Raw genomic sequence first — 16,266 nt, forward strand, 5'->3', positions numbered from 1 at the left:
ACGACGGATTGTTAGATTGACTTTAACGCCTAGATTGTTGCCGTCTAACCCACCCTACTATGAACTCTTCTCCCCCCTTTTTAAGGGGGGTTGGGGGGGATCGAATGGCGCTTTTATTCTAGTCATCACATCCTCTCCAAAACCTGATCAATCTTATTTCTCAGCATAAATCAAATATCCTTTCGGTGGACTAAAGCGGTGGGTTACGACGGATTGTTAGATTGACTTTAACGCCTAGATTGTTGCCGTCTAACCCACCCTACCAGATCATTGACTTTGATGCTCATTGATCAATCGTTTAACTTCCTGATGCAAGCCAGAAATTTGATTGACAATCACATCCCAAACAACCTCATAATCAACTCCAAAATAGACATGGATCAATCTATCTCGCATTCCTGCCATTCCTCTCCAAGGTACCTGCGGGTTTCTTTGCCTAAACTCATCTGGCAAATTTTTAGACGCTTCTCCAATAATCTCCAGACTTCTCACAAAAGCCCTTTTCAGCAGTTCATCCTTGAAAAAAGCATCTTGGGTTAGCCCTTGAGAATGCTCCAAAATAAACGCCGTCTCCTGTAAAATATGTTGCAAATAGTCTTTAGGAGAACGGGACATATTCCACCTCATCGAGAATTCGTTGTCCAAAAAAAGGACTCAACGACTCAGGTGTAACCAGATCCACACTCCGACCAAACAAGTCCTCCAAAAAGAAACATAAATCCATAAAATTATTAAACGTCTTCATCCCGGGTTGAAACACCACCAAAATATCCACATCGCTCTTCTCTGTCGTCTGCTCTGTCCGAAAAGATCCGAACAAACCACAGCGACTAACTCCCAATCGCCGTAATTCGGCTTGATTTTGCTCTAGCAGACTAATTACCTGTTGCTTTGTCGTTACAGTCATCACATCCCCTCTAAATGCCGACAAATCTTATTTCTCAGCATAAATCAAACATCCTTTCGGTTGACTAAAGCGGTGGGTTACGACGGATTGTTAGATTGACTTTAACGCCTAGATTGTTGCCGTCTAACCCACCCTACTATGAACTCTTCTCCCTTCAATGGGTAGGGTGGGTTAGCGATAGCGTAACCCACCACTCTCTTGGAATCTAAATGCCGACAAATCTTATTTCTCAGCATAAATCAAATATCCTTTCGGTTGAGCAAAACTACCAATGCAATCATCGCTCATAGCGTAACCCCTTCGCGCCGTATATTGTCAAGAAATGGATTATCTCCGCTCTGGAACTTTGCCGCAGAGATAAAATGACGGGAAACAACCACATTATAATCAAGGCAAAGCCTAGCGATAAATTCACTCGTGCGGTCAATTTCCTGATAAGGATCCACCACACCAGAAAGAATGACCAAAAGATCGATATCAGAATCTTCCCGTCCATCTTCCCGTGCTTGGGAACCGTAAAGGACGATTTTCTGTAATTGGTTTTGATAGAGCAGATGGAAATAATCTTTTATCTCCCGCAGAATAACCTCTAGCTGTAGATTTTTCATCTCCTAATCTCCTAACATCTCCTCTAATGCGTCCAAATCCTGACGAATATCAGCCTCTAAAGCCCTTAACTTCTGTAAAATCACCTTCGGCGGCTCATAGCTCACTTCCTCGTACTCTATCTCCTTATAGCGGTTAATTGATAGATCATAAGCATTGGCCTGAATCTCCTCGCGAGGCACAAAAAACGCCTTACCTTGGCGATTGGTATCCTTAGCGGAGTCGCGTTGCTGCCAACAGCGCAGCAAGTCTGGGATATCATTATCGGCAATCGGTTGGCGCTTATCATCGAGAGAGAAACCATCCGCCACCATGTCATAAAACCAAACGAAGTCAGTCCCCTTTTCCCTTACCCCCAGCTTCGTAAAAATCAGGATTGCGGTAGATACCCCCGCGTAAGGTTTAAACACCCCCGACGGCATCGATATCACCCCCTCTAGCTTATGTTCTTCTACCAAGATGGTGCGGATGTCCTTATGGGCCTTGGACGAGCCAAATAGCACCCCATCCGGCACAATTACCGCACCTTTTCCCCCCGTCTTCAGCAAGCGCAAAAACAGGGCCATGAATAATAACTCGGTTTTAGTGGTGTCAATGATTTTCGATAAATCCTTGGCAATAGTGGACTTCTGCACCGAACCCTTAAACGGTGGATTAGCCAGAATCATGGTAAAACTATCCTCTACCCCGGCGTGGTCCTCCGATAGGGAATCCCGGGCCTCGATAATCGGCTGCTCGATACCGTGTAACATCAGGTTCATGCTGCCGATGCGTAACATCGTCCCATCGAAATCAAAACCGTGGAACATTTGGTTATTGAAATGCTCTAGGTTGCCGCGTTCATGGAGCAAACGTCCCCCCTCGCTGTCCTTTAACTCCCGCACATACTCGGCAGCCGCTACTAAAAAGCCTCCTGTGCCACAGGCCGGATCACAGATAACCTCCCGGGGTCCCGGCGCTAATAACTCCACCATCATTTTGATAATATGGCGCGGTGTGCGAAACTGTCCGTTAGTCCCGGCTGTACTCAGTTTCGAGAGCATATACTCGTAAAGGTCGCCTTTGGTGTCCCGATCCTCCATCGGGATTTTTTCAATTTGCTCGATTACTGTCCCCAGCAGCGCCGGAGACGCGATGAGAAACACCGCGTCCTTCATGTGTTTAGCGTAGGTGCTACCCTTGGACAATTGCCCCAAATCTTTGATAAAGGGAAACGCTTCATCCCGGACAATCTGGAGCATTGTCTCGGCATCATCGATATTTTTGAAGTGGGACCAACGGATATGCTGTTGGCTGGGGGAAAAGGTGGGATTTTCGAGGTTTTCGCCTAATCTTTGCGATTTACGCTCCTTAGCTAGTTCTAGGTCATCTAGGCGCTTGATAAAGAGTAAATAGGAAATCTGCTCGATTACCGAAAGCGGGTTACTAATGCCGTTATTCCAGAAGGTTGTCCAAAGTTTATCTATTTTGGATTTTAATTCGCCGGTGATCATCGCTGTTTATTTGTTCACTGCTTTTAATATTGCAGTAATATTGTACTAAAAATTGGGGGTTTTCTTGGGTTTTCTGGGTAAAATATATTCTAAAACTGGCTAGGGGGTGGAACGAACCACAAAGACACAAAGGACACAAAGATCGATCGCTCCTATATAGCTCAGTTTCTCAATTTTATCTGGCAATCTTGCCTAGCGATCGCTTTGCAATCACTAATTAAAGCCTTTTCTAGCCAAGCTTCTACTGATATGCAGCCAACCCTATCTATAAGTAGGTAGGCGTTAAAAATTATCAGATGCCCCCCTTATTAAGGGGGGATTAAGGGGGGATCGGCACCCCCCTTATTAAGGGGGGATTAAGGGGGGAGCCGCACCCCCCTTATCAAGGGGGGACTAAGGGGGGATCGGCACCCCCCTTATCAAGGGGGGACTAAGGGGGGATCGGCACCCCCCTTATTAAGGAGGGGGGATTAAGGGGGGATCCGCACCCCCCTTATCAAGGGGGGATTAAGGGGGGATCGAACCTAAAATCCATTTTTAATTTAATTATAACCAGCTACTTAGCATCATTGGATTTTACTAACATTGAGAATACTTAAACCAATGATCTTATCCCCTTGATAACGAATAATCACATCATTATCTGTTAATTCGCTATCATCCGCAGGTAAAGATGGTTGATGAAAATTAATATACAAAACATCTGCTTTTGCATCATAAGCTGTCCAAAAATCTTGCTGAGGCAGAGCGTGAATCATCTTGGCGAAGTTAAGATAGGATTGAATATTAATGCTAGTTATGGCCATATTTGTTGCCTCTTGGTTAATTCACGAAGACGACGGGTTAAATAAGCAGTAATAATAAATCCCCCCTCTGATAATTCCCGATAAATAACGATTAGATATTTTCCAGAAACTATTTGTTTAACTGCCAACAATTCCTGATGGTTTCCTACTAGGATTTTCTCAGGATGGCGAATGGTTTCCAATATCTCCGCTTGATACGATACTAATTCACTATGTCCACTGATAATGTGTTTCCATCTCTCCTCTGTCAGACGAATTAAAACCCCATTCTGAGAAGTCGCATGCATAAAGATTCATAGGTTCCGATTCAGTGTAAATAGACCTTGAAACCAGACTTTCAACCCAACCGAATCTTATTCCACCGTGACACTTTTGGCTAAATTGCGCGGCTGATCCACATCTAAACCGCGACGGTACGCGATATGATAGGAGAGCAATTGTAGGGGAATTACTGTTAAAATTGGCGATAATAATTCCTCAACTTCCGGCACATACAACAAATCATTAAAGACTTTTGGTGCTTCCGTATCGCTGTCAGCAACTACTCCCAATAACCGCGCATCCCTGGCTTTTGCTTCCTGTGCATTGGAGAGAACCTTATCATAAACTACCCCCGGCATCGCAATCGCTACTACGGGAACTTTTGCATCTAAAAGCGCGATTGGTCCGTGTTTCATTTCTCCGGCTGGATAGCCTTCCGCATGAATATAACTGATTTCTTTGAGTTTTAAGGCCCCTTCTAAGGCAATGGGGAAATTAATCCCCCGTCCCAAGAAAATAAAGTCCTGGGTGTCATTAAATTCATGGGCCAATTCTTCGATCGCTTTTTCCTGTGTTTCTAAGACAGTTTCGATCGATCTTGGCAGCGATCGCATTTGATTAATAATTTCCTCGATTCTCTCTAAAGACAGAGTTTGACGACGATAGGATAAATCCAAAGCTAAGAGATAAAAACCCAATAACTGGGCGGTAAAACTCTTAGTTGCCGCCACCCCGATTTCGATCCCCGCTTGGGTATTAATAATCTGATCGACCATTTGTGCTAGGGTACTTTCGGGGCGATTAGTAATCCCGATAATCCGGGCCTGATATTTTTTTTCTAATCCTAAACGACGCTGTTTTTCCGTTTCCAAAGCCGCTAAAGTGTCGGCTGTTTCCCCCGATTGTGTCACCCCGATAGTTAAAGTATTGGGCATCAGGGGGGTGGGTGCATAGCGAAATTCCGAGGCGTACTGTACTCTTGTGGGAATACCTGCCAACTGCTCAATCAAGTATTTACCGACTAAACTAGCGTGCCAACTGGTTCCACAGGCTAAAATCTGAATATGTTCTAAATTTTCGTAAATTTCCTCAGAAAAATTAATATTTATCGGGTTGACATTATCCCCATTTTGTGCTGTCCAATGGGGATGCAGATAGGTCCCTAAACAGTCGCGCACCACTCCGGGTTGTTCGTAGATTTCCTTGAGCATGAAGTGACGATAACCCTGTTTTTCTACGGTTGTCGGACTCCAATCGAGGACTCTGGGGCTTTTACGGACTCTTTTTCCCTCAAAATTATAAATTTCTACTCCCAAGGGTGTTAACCGAGCGATTTCGCCATTATCCAAGGACAGCACTGCCCGGGTATGGGGAACCAAAGCACTGACATCGGAGGCACAGAAAAACTCCCCTTGACCGAAACCGATGATTAAAGGGGCGTGTTGCCGCACGACAATCAATTCATCGGGATAATCGGGACTAATCACCGCTAGGGCAAAGGCCCCCTCTAAACGTTCAATTGCCCTTAAAACTGCCTTGAGGAAAGGACTCACCCCCAAGTATTCTTCATCGCTAGGTTTGGGTAGATAACTGGCGATTAGATGGGGAATAACTTCTGTGTCGGTTTCCGAGTCAAATATACAGCCTTTCCCCTTTAATTCTGTTCTTAATGCCTGAAAATTTTCGACAATGCCATTCTGTACCACTGCCACCCGTTGACTGTTATCGGTGTGGGGATGGGCATTACTTTCTATGGGTTTGCCGTGGGTTGCCCAACGGGTGTGACCGATGCCAATTTGGGAGGGATTAACTTCCTGTTCTAATTTTTCTCGCAGATTGTAGAGTTTTCCCTGGGCGCGGACTCGATGTAATTCACCTTCGAGAATTGTGGCAATCCCTGCCGAATCATAACCCCGATATTCTAAACGTTCCAAACCAGCTAGGAGAATATCGATCGCTGTTTGGGTTCCGATATAGCCAACAATTCCGCACATTCTTTCGCTGACCCCATTTAGGCTAAGTCCGATCTATTCTATCGCAAGCGTGACACTTGTTTGCTTAGAGGCCCAAGACGCAGGGGTAACGGCAAAGTTTCCCTTCTAGGAGATTAGGGTGTGGGGTGTGGGGTGTAGGGTGTGGGGAGAACAAATAAAAGCAATATAGATCACTCAGCAGCACACTTTGTTCTTTTTGTCAAAAAAACTTTCTCTTTGCAACAAAACTACACAATTAATTGATCAACGGGTGGGCTTAAAAAAGGCTCTTTAACTGCCATTTATTGCTGTTGCTGAATAGGTGAGTGTAGATTTAGCAAGGGTTTTCAGGATCAACAGATAGCTAAAACCCTAAAAAGCACAGAAAAACCTATCATTTCATACTGCGAAATTATACCATAATCGCTGGAAGTATTGCAACCTTGTAAACAAATGAGAATTATTTTCAATAAATTCTTAAGAAAAGATAAATATTGCGAAATGTAAATTTAAATATTCTCAACTATTAAAGCTTGTTTGATATAAAAAACTTATAAAAAGTGGTAATTTTTACTGACTGATTACTGATTACTGATAACTGATAACTGATTACTGACTGAGGGAAACTTTAAACAGGAGTCACAACTGCTGTTAGAGCGGCAGTAACCGCGTCCATCGGTTGATTACCGTCGATATGGTTAAGAGTCCCCTTTTGACCGTAATAATCTAAAACGGGGGCAGTTTGGTCGATATAAACCTGTAGGCGACGGGCGATCGTTTCTTTAGTATCATCTTGACGACCCCGTTGCATGAGACGCTCAATTAAGACCGTACCTGGTACAGCCAAATTAACCACAAATGTGTAACTATCGGCCAATTCTTCCAGTAATGCGTCTAAAAAGCTCGCCTGTGCCACCGTGCGGGGAAACCCATCAAGAATCCAACCCTTAGCACTGTCAGGCTGTTTTAAACGTTCCTGAATTAAACCCAATAACAACTCATCGGGGACTAATTCGCCCTTTTCCACATAAGCTTGTGCTTGCTGACCAAGTTCTGTCTTCTCTGTAATTGCTTGACGTAAAATTTCACCAGTAGAAATATGGGGAATCGTCAGAGATTCCGCTAATTTTGCCGCTTGGGTCCCTTTTCCCGATCCGGGCGGTCCCAAAAATATCACACCGATCCGTTTGCTCATGGATTAAATATAGGGTTTTAAGGGAAAAAACAACCAGTAACCGCTAAAAGGTCACTGGCTGACTATCTAACTACTGTTTAATCATGCCCTCATAGCGTTGAGAGATGACATAGGTTTGAATTTGTTTCGCCGTATCGATCGCCACCCCCACCAGAATTAATAGGGAAGTTGCCCCCAAACCGCGAAAAGTGGTGACACCGGTGGCGCTTTCTACTACAGTCGGCACAGTAGCCACCAAACTTAAAAAGAGAGCGCCCAAAAGGGTGAGACGATTCAGCACCCCTTCCAGATAATTAGTAGTAGCGGTTCCCGGTCGAATCCCCGGAATACTGGTCCCCATTTTTTTCAGGTTTTGGGACATATCCTTGGGGTTAACGATCAGGGAAGCGTAGAAGAAACTAAAACCGAGAATTAGTAAGCTATAAAAAGCCACATAACCCCAACTATCGGGACGCAGGGCATTAACCAGCTGGACTAAAACCTGACCGACGGGGTTATCCGTGGGTAAAGCTTGCACCAATTGGAAAGGTAAGACCAACACTGCAGAGGCGAAAATAATCGGCATCACGCCCCCTTGATTGAGTCGTAGGGGTAGATAACTGGTTCTTTCCCGATAGAGACGACGACCCACTTGACGACGGGCAGAAACAATCGGAATCCGACGGGTTCCCTCCTGAACAAAAACAATGCCGATAATCATCACCAAGAAAACCAGCAAGAGAATCACCACTTGAGCGATCGCTTGTCGGCCACCCTGTTGAGCAAAAGTAATCGTATCACCGAGGGTTTTTGGTAAAACAGCGACAATGTTGACAAAAATCAGCAAAGATGCTCCATTTCCCAGACCGCGTTCCGTAATCAGTTCCGAAATCCACATCACGAACATAGAACCGGCCACTAAAGCGAGAACCGTAGCGGCGATCGAGGGTAAAGTTCCAGCCACAACGCCGTTAGCCACCAATAAACCGAGAGTAATACCGATACTTTGAATAATTGACCAAGCAAAGGCAATATAACGGGTAATTTGGGCAATTTTTCGCCGTCCTGCCTCTCCTTCATTTTTCTGTAAATCTTCCAAAGAAGGAAGGGCCGCGGTGAGTAGTTGCACGATAATTGAGGCGTTGATATAGGGAAGAATGCCGAGGGCAAAAATCCCTAACGTCGATAATCCTCCCCCAGTAAACAGGTCAAGGATTCCCAAAGCGGCGTTACTTTGAATAATTTCTGCTAATCTTGCCCGATCCAAACCGGGGATCGGTACAAACATCCCAAAACGGAGCAGAACCAGTAAACCCAATGTAATCAACAAGCGACCGCGTAAACCGGCCGCTTGTGCCATTTGCATAAACGTTTCCTGTGCCGTGGGAGCCTTATCACGACTGACGACCATTAACAGTTACCTCTAGTGCAGTTTTTTTTATGGGAAAAAGTAATCGAGGGGGAAAACTTTCTCGATTTTTTTAAGATTTCCCCTGTGTTTCTTATGATATAGCAATCCGGTCTTGGGGATTGGGTGTTAGGGTGTGGGGTGTGGGGAGAACAAAGCTGCCCTTTGCCTTTTGCCTTTTGCCTTTTGCCTCCTGTCTCCTGTCTCCTGCCTCCTGTCTCCTAATCTGCTGGGAAATTTATATCTCTTCCCAAGTACCTTGAGCGGCGGTAATTTTCTCTTTAGCACTATTGCTAAAAGCGGCGGCCTTCACCTTGAGGGGAACGGTAATTTCACCATCACCCAGAACTTTTAAAGGGCCGTCGTTGCTGGTGAGAATGTTAGCTTTTAGGAGACTTTCCAAGGTAACTTCCGTATTACCGGGTAAAGAAGCTAATTTTTTCAGATTAACGATCGTGTATTGACGGGGGTTAACCAAAGGAAAATGCTTTAATTTCGGCACCCGACGATAGAGGGGCATTTGTCCCCCCTCAAAACCGGGGCGAGTCCCTGTCCCAGAGCGAGATTTTTGTCCGCGCATTCCCAGACCGCAACTAGCGCCCTGGCCGGCCGAGACACCCCGTCCCACACGACGACGGCGTTTAGTTGACCCCGGTTGGGGGGCGATTTCGTGGAGTTTCATGGTGATTTCTCTATGTGTACAAATGTTCTATAGATACGCCTCGATCCTTAGCAACTTCCGAGAAAGTGCGGAGAGTTTCCAGGGCGTTAACGGCGGCTCTAGCGTTATTGAGGGGGTTATCGCTACCGAGTTGTTTAGCGAGGATATTTTTTACCCCAGCCAATTCTAAAACGGTACGGACAGCACCCCCGGCAATAACCCCAGTCCCCGGAGCAGCCGGACGCATAATCACTTGAGCGCCTCCGGAAGCACCCCGGGTGAGGTGAGTGATAGAACTAGCCTTAGTTAAGGAGACTTCAATTAGTTGTTTTTTGCCATCGGCCACGCCTTTACGGACGGCCCCGATAACGTCTCCTGCTTTGCCGACTCCCACTCCCACCTGGCCGTTTTCATTACCGACCACGACGATAGCCCGGAAGCTGAGTTTTTTACCACCCTTAACCACTTTACTAACCCGGCGGATCTGGATAACCCGCTCTTGCCAAGTGGTTTCTTTTTCTTTTTCGCGGTTGCCTTTGCGACGTTTTGCCATAGTTTTATCAGTGTTGAAAGGATATTTTAGAAGTTTAAGCCGGCTGACCGAGCCGCTTCTGCTAAGGCTTTGACGCGACCGTGATAGAGATTGCCACCGCGATCAAAAACCACTTGTTCAATGCCTTTGTCTAGGGCCCGTTGGGCCACCAGTTTACCCACGGCAGCCGATGCTTCTTGGGTAGCGGTGGATGCCAATTCCCCGCGCAAGGTGGCCTCTAGGGTAGAAGCGGCAGCGAGGGTGTGTTGGGCTACGTCGTCGATAATTTGGGCGTAGATGTGGTTATTAGAACGAAATACGGATAAACGGGGACGTTCAGCAGTGCCATTAATTTTGCGACGCACACGCTGGTGACGACGACGGACTGATTCTTTGCGACTAAGTTTCATGCTTTATTTTTTACCTCCTTTACCGCCTTTAGCGCCTTTACCGCCAGCTTTACCAACTTTGCGACGGACAACTTCACCAAGATAGCGAATCCCTTTTCCTTTATAAGGTTCGGGGGGACGAACTTCGCGGATTTTAGCGGCAATGTTACCGACCGCTTCTTTGTCGATGCCACTGACGATAACTTGGGTGTTGTTTTCTACGGCGACGGAAACACCATCGGGCATCTCCATCTCCACGGGTTTACTGTAACCAACATTAAGAACTAATTTACTACCCTGCGCCTGGGCGCGGTAGCCCACCCCTTGGATATCGAGGCGTTTTTGAAAACCAGTAGCAACTCCTTCCACCATGTTGGCTACTAGAGTTCTACAGAGTCCGTGGCGTTCTCTGGCGGTACGCGAATCGTCTTGACGGGTAACGAGCAGGGTTTCGCCATCTTTGTCGATGGCGACGGCGGTGGGTAGGGTTCTCTGGAGAGTTCCTTTAGGTCCTTTCACCGTCACGGTAGCACCATCGATATCGACGGTGACTTTATTGGGAATAGGAATCGGGCGTTTGCCAATACGAGACATAACAGTTATCAGTTATCAGTTATCAGTTATCAGGGAAGAGTTATCAGTGGGTCAGCTATCAGGTTTAAACTTGGAAAGGCTGACGGCTGATAGCTTATCCTTGTTTACCAGATGTAGCAAAGGACTTCGCCGCCAACGTTTTGTTTACGCGCTTCGCGATCGGTCATAATGCCTTTAGAGGTAGAAACAATGGCGATGCCAATGCCACCGAGGACGCGCGGTAAGTCTTTACTGTTGGAATAAACTCGCAGGCCCGGTTTACTGACTCTGGTGAGGGTAGTAATGATCGGTTGACGGTTTTTGCCTTTATATTTGAGGGAAAGAACTAATTGAGATTTAATCCCCTCACCCACTTCCTCAAAGTCAGCAATAAAGCCTTCGTCCTTGAGAACTTGGGCAATACTGCGCGTCATCCGCGTGGTGGGAATTTGAGTAGTGGTCTGCCGAACCGCGCAAGCGTTACGGATGCGGGTCAGCATATCCGAGATGGTATCGTTAGCAGACATGAATTACCTGTTTTTCTCCTAAATTGGGATCAACATCAGTGGTCAGTTATCAGTTATCAGTTATCAGATTTGAGTATTAAGTGAGTAGTATTAAATAGCAGTTTCCTGCTGTCTTTTGACTGAATCACTGTTTACTGTTTACTGTTTGCTGTTCACTGTTCACTTATTTACTGGTCACTGTTTACTTTTCTCTTGATTGATTTATCTAAAGGGCATTCCCATCTCTTTGAGGAGGGCGCGTCCTTCTTCGTCGTTTTTAGCGGTGGTGATGATTGAGATGTCCATCCCGCGAATTTGATCGATTTTGTCGTATTCAATTTCAGGGAAGATCAACTGTTCACGAATGCCTAAACTGTAGTTACCACGACCATCAAAACTGTTACCGCTGATACCGCGAAAGTCGCGAATGCGTGGTAAGGCCAGATTAATGAGACGGTCTAAAAAAGCGTACATTCGATCGCCGCGCAATGTCACCATGACACCCACGGGCATTCCTTCGCGGATTTTAAAGCCAGCGATCGCTTTTTTAGCTCTAGTCACTACCGGTTGTTGTCCGGTGATGGTGGACAGTTCCTCCTTGGAAGACTCCAAAGCTTTGGCGTTTTGTGAAGCTTCCCCAAGACCGCGGTTAACAGTAATTTTGATAACTTTAGGTACTTGGTGGATATTGGTATAACCAAATTGTTCTTTCAGTTTAGGAACAATGGTTTCTTGATAGGTGGTTTTTAGTTTTTGGCTCATAGTTTTGCTGCTTGCTTTTCCTGGGCTTGGTCAGGAACTAGAATTGATGGGAAACTAATCGATAATTTCGCCAGTTTTCTTCAGTATCCGCACTTTCCGACCGTCTTCGGTAAAGGTATAACCCACCCGACTGGCGATTTTTTTCTTCTCGGAATAAAGCATCACTTTGGAACTGTGAATCGGTGCCTCGTAGGTAAGGATTTGACCCGATTCTCCTTCCTGTTGGGGTTTAGTATGTTTGGTGCGGATATTAACTCCCTTGACCACCACGGTACTTTCTTGGGGTAAAGCGCGTAAAATTTCGCCCACTTTGCCCTTATCGGAACCGGCGATTACTTGAACGACATCCCCTTTTTTAACGTGCATTTTTTGCCTTTGGGGCGGGGTTTGAATGTTTTTCTTACTCATTTTTTTTGACCTCAAAGTGTGAAAAGTTTTAGACTAGCCATCAGCCAATTGCCTTGGTACTTTTCACTTTGATCAGAGAACTTCTGGGGCTAAGGAAACAATTTTGGTGTAGTTTTTATCGCGCAATTCCCGAGCGACCGGACCAAAAACCCGCGTACCTTTGGGATTACCGTCATTATTAATAATCACGGCGGCGTTATCATCAAAACGGATGCTCATGCCACTATCGCGACGGACGGTTTGACGGGTCCGCACAATCACCGCAGTGACCACATCGGATTTTTTCACGGGCATATTGGGGATAGCGTCCTTAACCACGGCGATAATTTTGTCACCGATGCCACCGTAGGTACAGTTACCTGTTCCCAGCACCCGCAGACACATTAGTTTCCGCGCCCCGCTATTGTCAGCGACATTTAAGTAGGTTTGTTGTTGAATCACGGTTTTTACCTAGGTGAAATTTAACTATCGGTTAATATTTCCGCCACTTCCCAACGTTTGGTTTTACTGAGGGGGCGGGTTTCACGAATGCGAACTCGATCGCCTTGTTTGGCTTGATTTTCTGCGTCGTGAGCCTTAAATTTCTGGGTTTTTACGACGATTTTGCCGTATTTAGGGTGAGGAGAGCGGTTTTCAATGGCTACCACTACGGTTTTATCCATTTTGTCGCTGACCACTACCCCAACTCTTTCTTTAACTGCCATAACGGGTTATGCCTCCGGGGTGGACTGGGCTAGTTGGCGCTCCCGTTCTACGGTCAATAATTGGCCGAGACGGTGGCGGGTGTGTTTGAATTCGTGGGTTTTTTCCAATCGGCGGGTGGCCTGCTGCAAACGCAATTCAAACAGTTTCTTTTTGGCATCGAGGATAGCGTCGGCGATGTCGTCATCACTCATCTTCCTCACTTCGGCGATTTTCGGTAGGGCCATTAGACAAAATCCTCCTCGCGAGTGATAAATTTGGTCTTAATCGGTAATTTTTGGGCGGCTAGGCGCATTGCTTCCCGAGCTACCGGTTCGGCTACCCCAGCAATCTCAAACATAATGAACCCCGGTTTAACCACGGCCACCCAGAATTCGGGGGAACCTTTCCCGGAACCCATCCGAGTTTCTGCAGCCCGTTGGGTGACGGGTTTATCAGGAAAAACGCGGATCCAGATTTTGCCACCCCGACGGATATAACGAGTCATTGCCCGTCTGGCGGCTTCGATTTGACGGGAAGTAATCCAACAGGGTTCGGTGGCTTGCAGGGCGAAATCGCCGAAATTAATCGTATTTCCGCCGGTGGCCAGCCCGCGCATCCGTCCGCGCTGTTGTTTGCGGAATTTTGTTCTTTTGGGACTTAACATGAGCTATTTACCACTGATAAATATTAGGGATCAGCCTTCGCTAGAGCGATCTTCAAACTGTTGACGACGACGCTGTTGACGGCGCGGTGCTTGAGCGGGAACGGCGGCGGCAATTTCTTCTTGGCCGGGGATAATTTCGCCCTTAAAGATCCAAACTTTCACCCCTAGAATCCCGTAGATGGTGCTGGCGGTTTTATAGGAGTAATCGATATCGGCCCGCAGGGTATGCAGGGGAACTCGTCCTTCCCGCACCCATTCAGTCCGAGCGATTTCTGCCCCGTTGAGACGGCCGCTAACTTGAATTTTGATCCCTTTGACTTCAGCCCTTTGCGCCCGTTGGATAGCTTGCCGCACCACACGACGGAAGGAAACCCGTCTTTCTAGTTGTTGGGCTATGTATTCGGCGATCAGATTGGCATCGGCATCAACGCGAGCCACTTCGATGACGTTAATACGAATTTGACGCTGGCCACCGAGGGCTTTTTGCAAACCTAGGCGCAGCTGTTCGATTCCCGTACCACCACGACCGACGACGACCCCGGGGCGAGCGGTATGGATGGAAATATCTACTTGATCGGCCTTACGTTCGATGCGAATATCGGCGATACCGGCATTAGCGAGGTTTTTCTCGACGTATTCACGAATGCGGCGATCTTCTTGCACTAATTCGGGGTAACGTTTCGCGTCGGCATACCAGCAAGATTTGTGATCTTTGATAACGCCGAGACGAAAACCGAGGGGATGGATTTTTTGTCCCATTGTGGTTTTTTTAGTTAAGGTGATTAGTCTTTGTTGCTAGGAGCGACGGCGACGGTGATATGACAGGTGGGTTTGCGAATTTGGTAGGCGCGGCCTTGGGCCCGGGGTCGAAAACGTTTTAGGGTCGGTCCGCCATCGGCAAAGGCTTGGCTAACCACCAAAGTGGCGGGATCGAGTCCTTCGTTATTTTCGGCGTTGGCAACGGCGGAACGCAGGACTTTGAGAATCGGATCACAGGCCCGGTAGGGCATAAATTCGAGAATAATTAGGGCTTCCCGATAGGAGCGACCGCGGATCTGATCGAGTACCCGTCTGACTTTCAGGGGTGACATCCGAATATAGCGGGCGATCGCTTTGACTTCGTTAGAGGTATCGATGGTCATTTCAGTTATCAGTTATCAGTTAGGTAGGGTGGGTTAGGCGACGACAACTTATAAGACTTAGTTATTAATTTATCTAGTCGCCGTAACCCACCATCTCATAGTTATCTGAACGCTGACCGGGGGCTTGACGGTCTTAAGATTACCGCCCACCGGTCTATTTCCGTCCTGCTTTTTTGTCGCTCTTGGCGTGGCCACGGAAGGTGCGGGTGGGAGCGAATTCACCGAGTTTATGACCGACCATCTGCTCGGAAACATAGACGGGAACGTGCTGTTTGCCGTTGTGAACGGCGATCGTGTGACCGACCATATCGGGAATGATTGTCGAGGCCCGGGACCAAGTTTTAATCACTTGTTTACTGCCCTGGGCGTTGAGTTTTTCGATTTTTTCCATCAGGTGGCCGGCGACAAATGGCCCCTTTTTCAGTGAACGACCCATAATTTTCAGTCAAAAGTAAAGTAATAGTTTCTAACTCTGGGTACGACGGCGCACGATCAGATCGCTACTGCGTTTTTTCTTGTTGCGAGTTTTGCGGCCGAGGGCGGGTTTACCCCAGGGAGTCATCGGGCCGGAACGTCCGATCGGAGCGCGACCCTCTCCACCTCCATGCGGGTGATCGACTGGGTTCATGACGCTACCCCGAACATGGGGGCGTTGACCGCGGTGACGGGTACGGCCGGCTTTACCGAGACTGATGTTTCTCGCTTCGGCGTTACCGACTTTTCCGATGGTGGCGTAGCATTCACGCCGGATCATGCGTACTTCTTTGGAGGGGAGGCGGATGGTAACGTAATCGCCTTCTTTCGCTACCACTTGGGCGAAACCACCAGCAGCCCGCACCATTTGACCACCGCGACCAGGAACGAGTTCGATGTTATGAACTTCTGTCCCTAGGGGGATGCGACTTAAGGGTAGGGCATTACCGACCTCGAAGGGAGCGTTTTCCCCGGCGATGACGGTATCACCAACGCCTAAACCGGCGGGGGCGATGATGTAGCGTTTTTCCCCGTCTTTGTAGAAAAGCAGGGCAATGCGGGCGTTACGGTTAGGATCGTACTCGATCGCCGCTACTGTGGCGGGAATATCCCGTTTATCGCGACGAAAATCGATAATCCGGTAGAGGCGCTTATGGCCGCCGCCCCGGTGACGACTGGTAACGACACCGCGATTATTACGCCCTTGTTTGCTGTGTTTGCGATGAGTTAGGGACTTTTCCGGTTCGGTTTTGGTGATCTCCTTAAAGTCGGAGATGGCCGCCTGCCTTGTCCCGGGGGTTAAAGGTCTAAAAGAACGAATACCCATAGTTTAGTTTTCCGTTA

General features: G+C 47.3%; 24 protein-coding genes. All 24 read right to left on the bottom strand.

Annotated features, from left to right (window positions below):
* Positions 1–267: 267 nt before the first annotated feature.
* Positions 268–615, bottom strand: a complete 348-nt coding sequence (locus EWV60_RS19345; RefSeq protein WP_287234121.1) for a HepT-like ribonuclease domain-containing protein — start codon at positions 613–615, stop codon at positions 268–270.
* Positions 599–907, bottom strand: coding sequence for a nucleotidyltransferase family protein (locus EWV60_RS19350; RefSeq protein WP_002750887.1), 309 nt, complete (start codon positions 905–907; stop codon positions 599–601). Before EWV60_RS19350 ends, EWV60_RS19345 begins: the two co-directional genes overlap by 17 nt.
* Positions 908–1,191: 284 nt before the next feature.
* Positions 1,192–1,515, bottom strand: a complete 324-nt coding sequence (locus EWV60_RS19355) for a nucleotidyltransferase domain-containing protein (RefSeq protein ID WP_002750888.1) — start codon at positions 1,513–1,515, stop codon at positions 1,192–1,194.
* 3 nt (positions 1,516–1,518) lie between these two features.
* Positions 1,519–3,006, bottom strand: coding sequence for a type I restriction-modification system subunit M (locus EWV60_RS19360; protein ID WP_287234124.1), 1,488 nt, complete (start codon positions 3,004–3,006; stop codon positions 1,519–1,521).
* Between the two features lie 566 nt (positions 3,007–3,572).
* The gene (locus tag EWV60_RS19365; protein ID WP_002794713.1) at positions 3,573–3,812 is read right to left on the bottom strand and encodes a DUF2283 domain-containing protein; all 240 of its coding nucleotides are present in this window, start codon (positions 3,810–3,812) and stop codon (positions 3,573–3,575) included.
* On the bottom strand, positions 3,803–4,099 hold the full coding sequence (locus EWV60_RS19370) for a hypothetical protein (protein ID WP_287234126.1): 297 nt from the start codon (positions 4,097–4,099) through the stop codon (positions 3,803–3,805). Before EWV60_RS19370 ends, EWV60_RS19365 begins: the two co-directional genes overlap by 10 nt.
* A 66-nt stretch (positions 4,100–4,165) precedes the next feature.
* Entirely contained in the window at positions 4,166–6,067 is a 1,902-nt protein-coding gene (gene glmS, locus EWV60_RS19375) for a glutamine--fructose-6-phosphate transaminase (isomerizing) (RefSeq protein WP_287234127.1), read from the bottom strand.
* 607 nt (positions 6,068–6,674) lie between these two features.
* A complete protein-coding gene (locus EWV60_RS19380) occupies positions 6,675–7,241 on the bottom strand; it encodes an adenylate kinase (protein WP_287234129.1) in 567 nt (188 codons plus the stop codon).
* Between the two features lie 70 nt (positions 7,242–7,311).
* Complete coding sequence (gene secY / locus EWV60_RS19385) at positions 7,312–8,631, bottom strand: preprotein translocase subunit SecY (protein WP_002753894.1); 1,320 nt, start codon at positions 8,629–8,631, stop codon at positions 7,312–7,314.
* 235 nt (positions 8,632–8,866) lie between these two features.
* Positions 8,867–9,310 carry a 50S ribosomal protein L15 gene (gene rplO / locus EWV60_RS19390; protein ID WP_287234131.1) on the bottom strand — a complete coding sequence of 148 codons (444 nt, stop codon included), beginning with the start codon at positions 9,308–9,310 and terminating at the stop codon, positions 8,867–8,869.
* Between the two features lie 10 nt (positions 9,311–9,320).
* Complete coding sequence (rpsE, locus tag EWV60_RS19395) at positions 9,321–9,842, bottom strand: 30S ribosomal protein S5 (protein ID WP_002733669.1); 522 nt, start codon at positions 9,840–9,842, stop codon at positions 9,321–9,323.
* A 26-nt stretch (positions 9,843–9,868) separates the two neighbouring features.
* Positions 9,869–10,231, bottom strand: coding sequence for a 50S ribosomal protein L18 (rplR, locus tag EWV60_RS19400; RefSeq protein ID WP_002733383.1), 363 nt, complete (start codon positions 10,229–10,231; stop codon positions 9,869–9,871).
* Between the two features lie 3 nt (positions 10,232–10,234).
* Positions 10,235–10,804, bottom strand: coding sequence for a 50S ribosomal protein L6 (rplF, locus tag EWV60_RS19405; RefSeq protein ID WP_002794624.1), 570 nt, complete (start codon positions 10,802–10,804; stop codon positions 10,235–10,237).
* Positions 10,805–10,908: 104 nt separating this feature from the next.
* Positions 10,909–11,310: a 30S ribosomal protein S8 gene (rpsH, locus tag EWV60_RS19410; RefSeq protein ID WP_002734721.1), complete on the bottom strand. Its 402-nt coding sequence runs from the start codon at positions 11,308–11,310 to the stop codon at positions 10,909–10,911.
* A gap of 201 nt (positions 11,311–11,511) precedes the next feature.
* On the bottom strand, positions 11,512–12,051 hold the full coding sequence (rplE, locus tag EWV60_RS19415; protein WP_002734750.1) for a 50S ribosomal protein L5: 540 nt from the start codon (positions 12,049–12,051) through the stop codon (positions 11,512–11,514).
* 54 nt (positions 12,052–12,105) lie between these two features.
* Positions 12,106–12,459: a 50S ribosomal protein L24 gene (rplX, locus tag EWV60_RS19420; RefSeq protein WP_002777681.1), complete on the bottom strand. Its 354-nt coding sequence runs from the start codon at positions 12,457–12,459 to the stop codon at positions 12,106–12,108.
* Positions 12,460–12,531: 72 nt separating this feature from the next.
* Positions 12,532–12,900: a 50S ribosomal protein L14 gene (gene rplN / locus EWV60_RS19425; RefSeq protein ID WP_002732358.1), complete on the bottom strand. Its 369-nt coding sequence runs from the start codon at positions 12,898–12,900 to the stop codon at positions 12,532–12,534.
* Positions 12,901–12,920: 20 nt separating this feature from the next.
* Complete coding sequence (gene rpsQ / locus EWV60_RS19430; RefSeq protein ID WP_002734070.1) at positions 12,921–13,163, bottom strand: 30S ribosomal protein S17; 243 nt, start codon at positions 13,161–13,163, stop codon at positions 12,921–12,923.
* A 6-nt stretch (positions 13,164–13,169) separates the two neighbouring features.
* On the bottom strand, positions 13,170–13,388 hold the full coding sequence (gene rpmC / locus EWV60_RS19435; protein WP_002746608.1) for a 50S ribosomal protein L29: 219 nt from the start codon (positions 13,386–13,388) through the stop codon (positions 13,170–13,172).
* Positions 13,388–13,807 carry a 50S ribosomal protein L16 gene (rplP, locus tag EWV60_RS19440; RefSeq protein WP_002734310.1) on the bottom strand — a complete coding sequence of 140 codons (420 nt, stop codon included), beginning with the start codon at positions 13,805–13,807 and terminating at the stop codon, positions 13,388–13,390. The genes rpmC and rplP overlap by 1 nt, the downstream gene beginning before the upstream one ends.
* 30 nt (positions 13,808–13,837) lie before the next feature.
* Positions 13,838–14,566, bottom strand: coding sequence for a 30S ribosomal protein S3 (gene rpsC / locus EWV60_RS19445; protein ID WP_002733683.1), 729 nt, complete (start codon positions 14,564–14,566; stop codon positions 13,838–13,840).
* A gap of 23 nt (positions 14,567–14,589) precedes the next feature.
* On the bottom strand, positions 14,590–14,949 hold the full coding sequence (gene rplV / locus EWV60_RS19450; protein WP_002746605.1) for a 50S ribosomal protein L22: 360 nt from the start codon (positions 14,947–14,949) through the stop codon (positions 14,590–14,592).
* Positions 14,950–15,103: 154 nt separating this feature from the next.
* A complete protein-coding gene (rpsS, locus tag EWV60_RS19455) occupies positions 15,104–15,385 on the bottom strand; it encodes a 30S ribosomal protein S19 (protein WP_002753908.1) in 282 nt (93 codons plus the stop codon).
* Positions 15,386–15,415: 30 nt separating this feature from the next.
* On the bottom strand, positions 15,416–16,249 hold the full coding sequence (gene rplB / locus EWV60_RS19460; protein WP_002753909.1) for a 50S ribosomal protein L2: 834 nt from the start codon (positions 16,247–16,249) through the stop codon (positions 15,416–15,418).
* Between the last annotated feature and the right edge of the window lie 17 nt (positions 16,250–16,266).

This window comes from Microcystis sp. Msp_OC_L_20101000_S702 (assembly GCF_007095705.1).
Classification (GTDB): Bacteria; Cyanobacteriota; Cyanobacteriia; order Cyanobacteriales; family Microcystaceae; genus Microcystis; species Microcystis ichthyoblabe_A.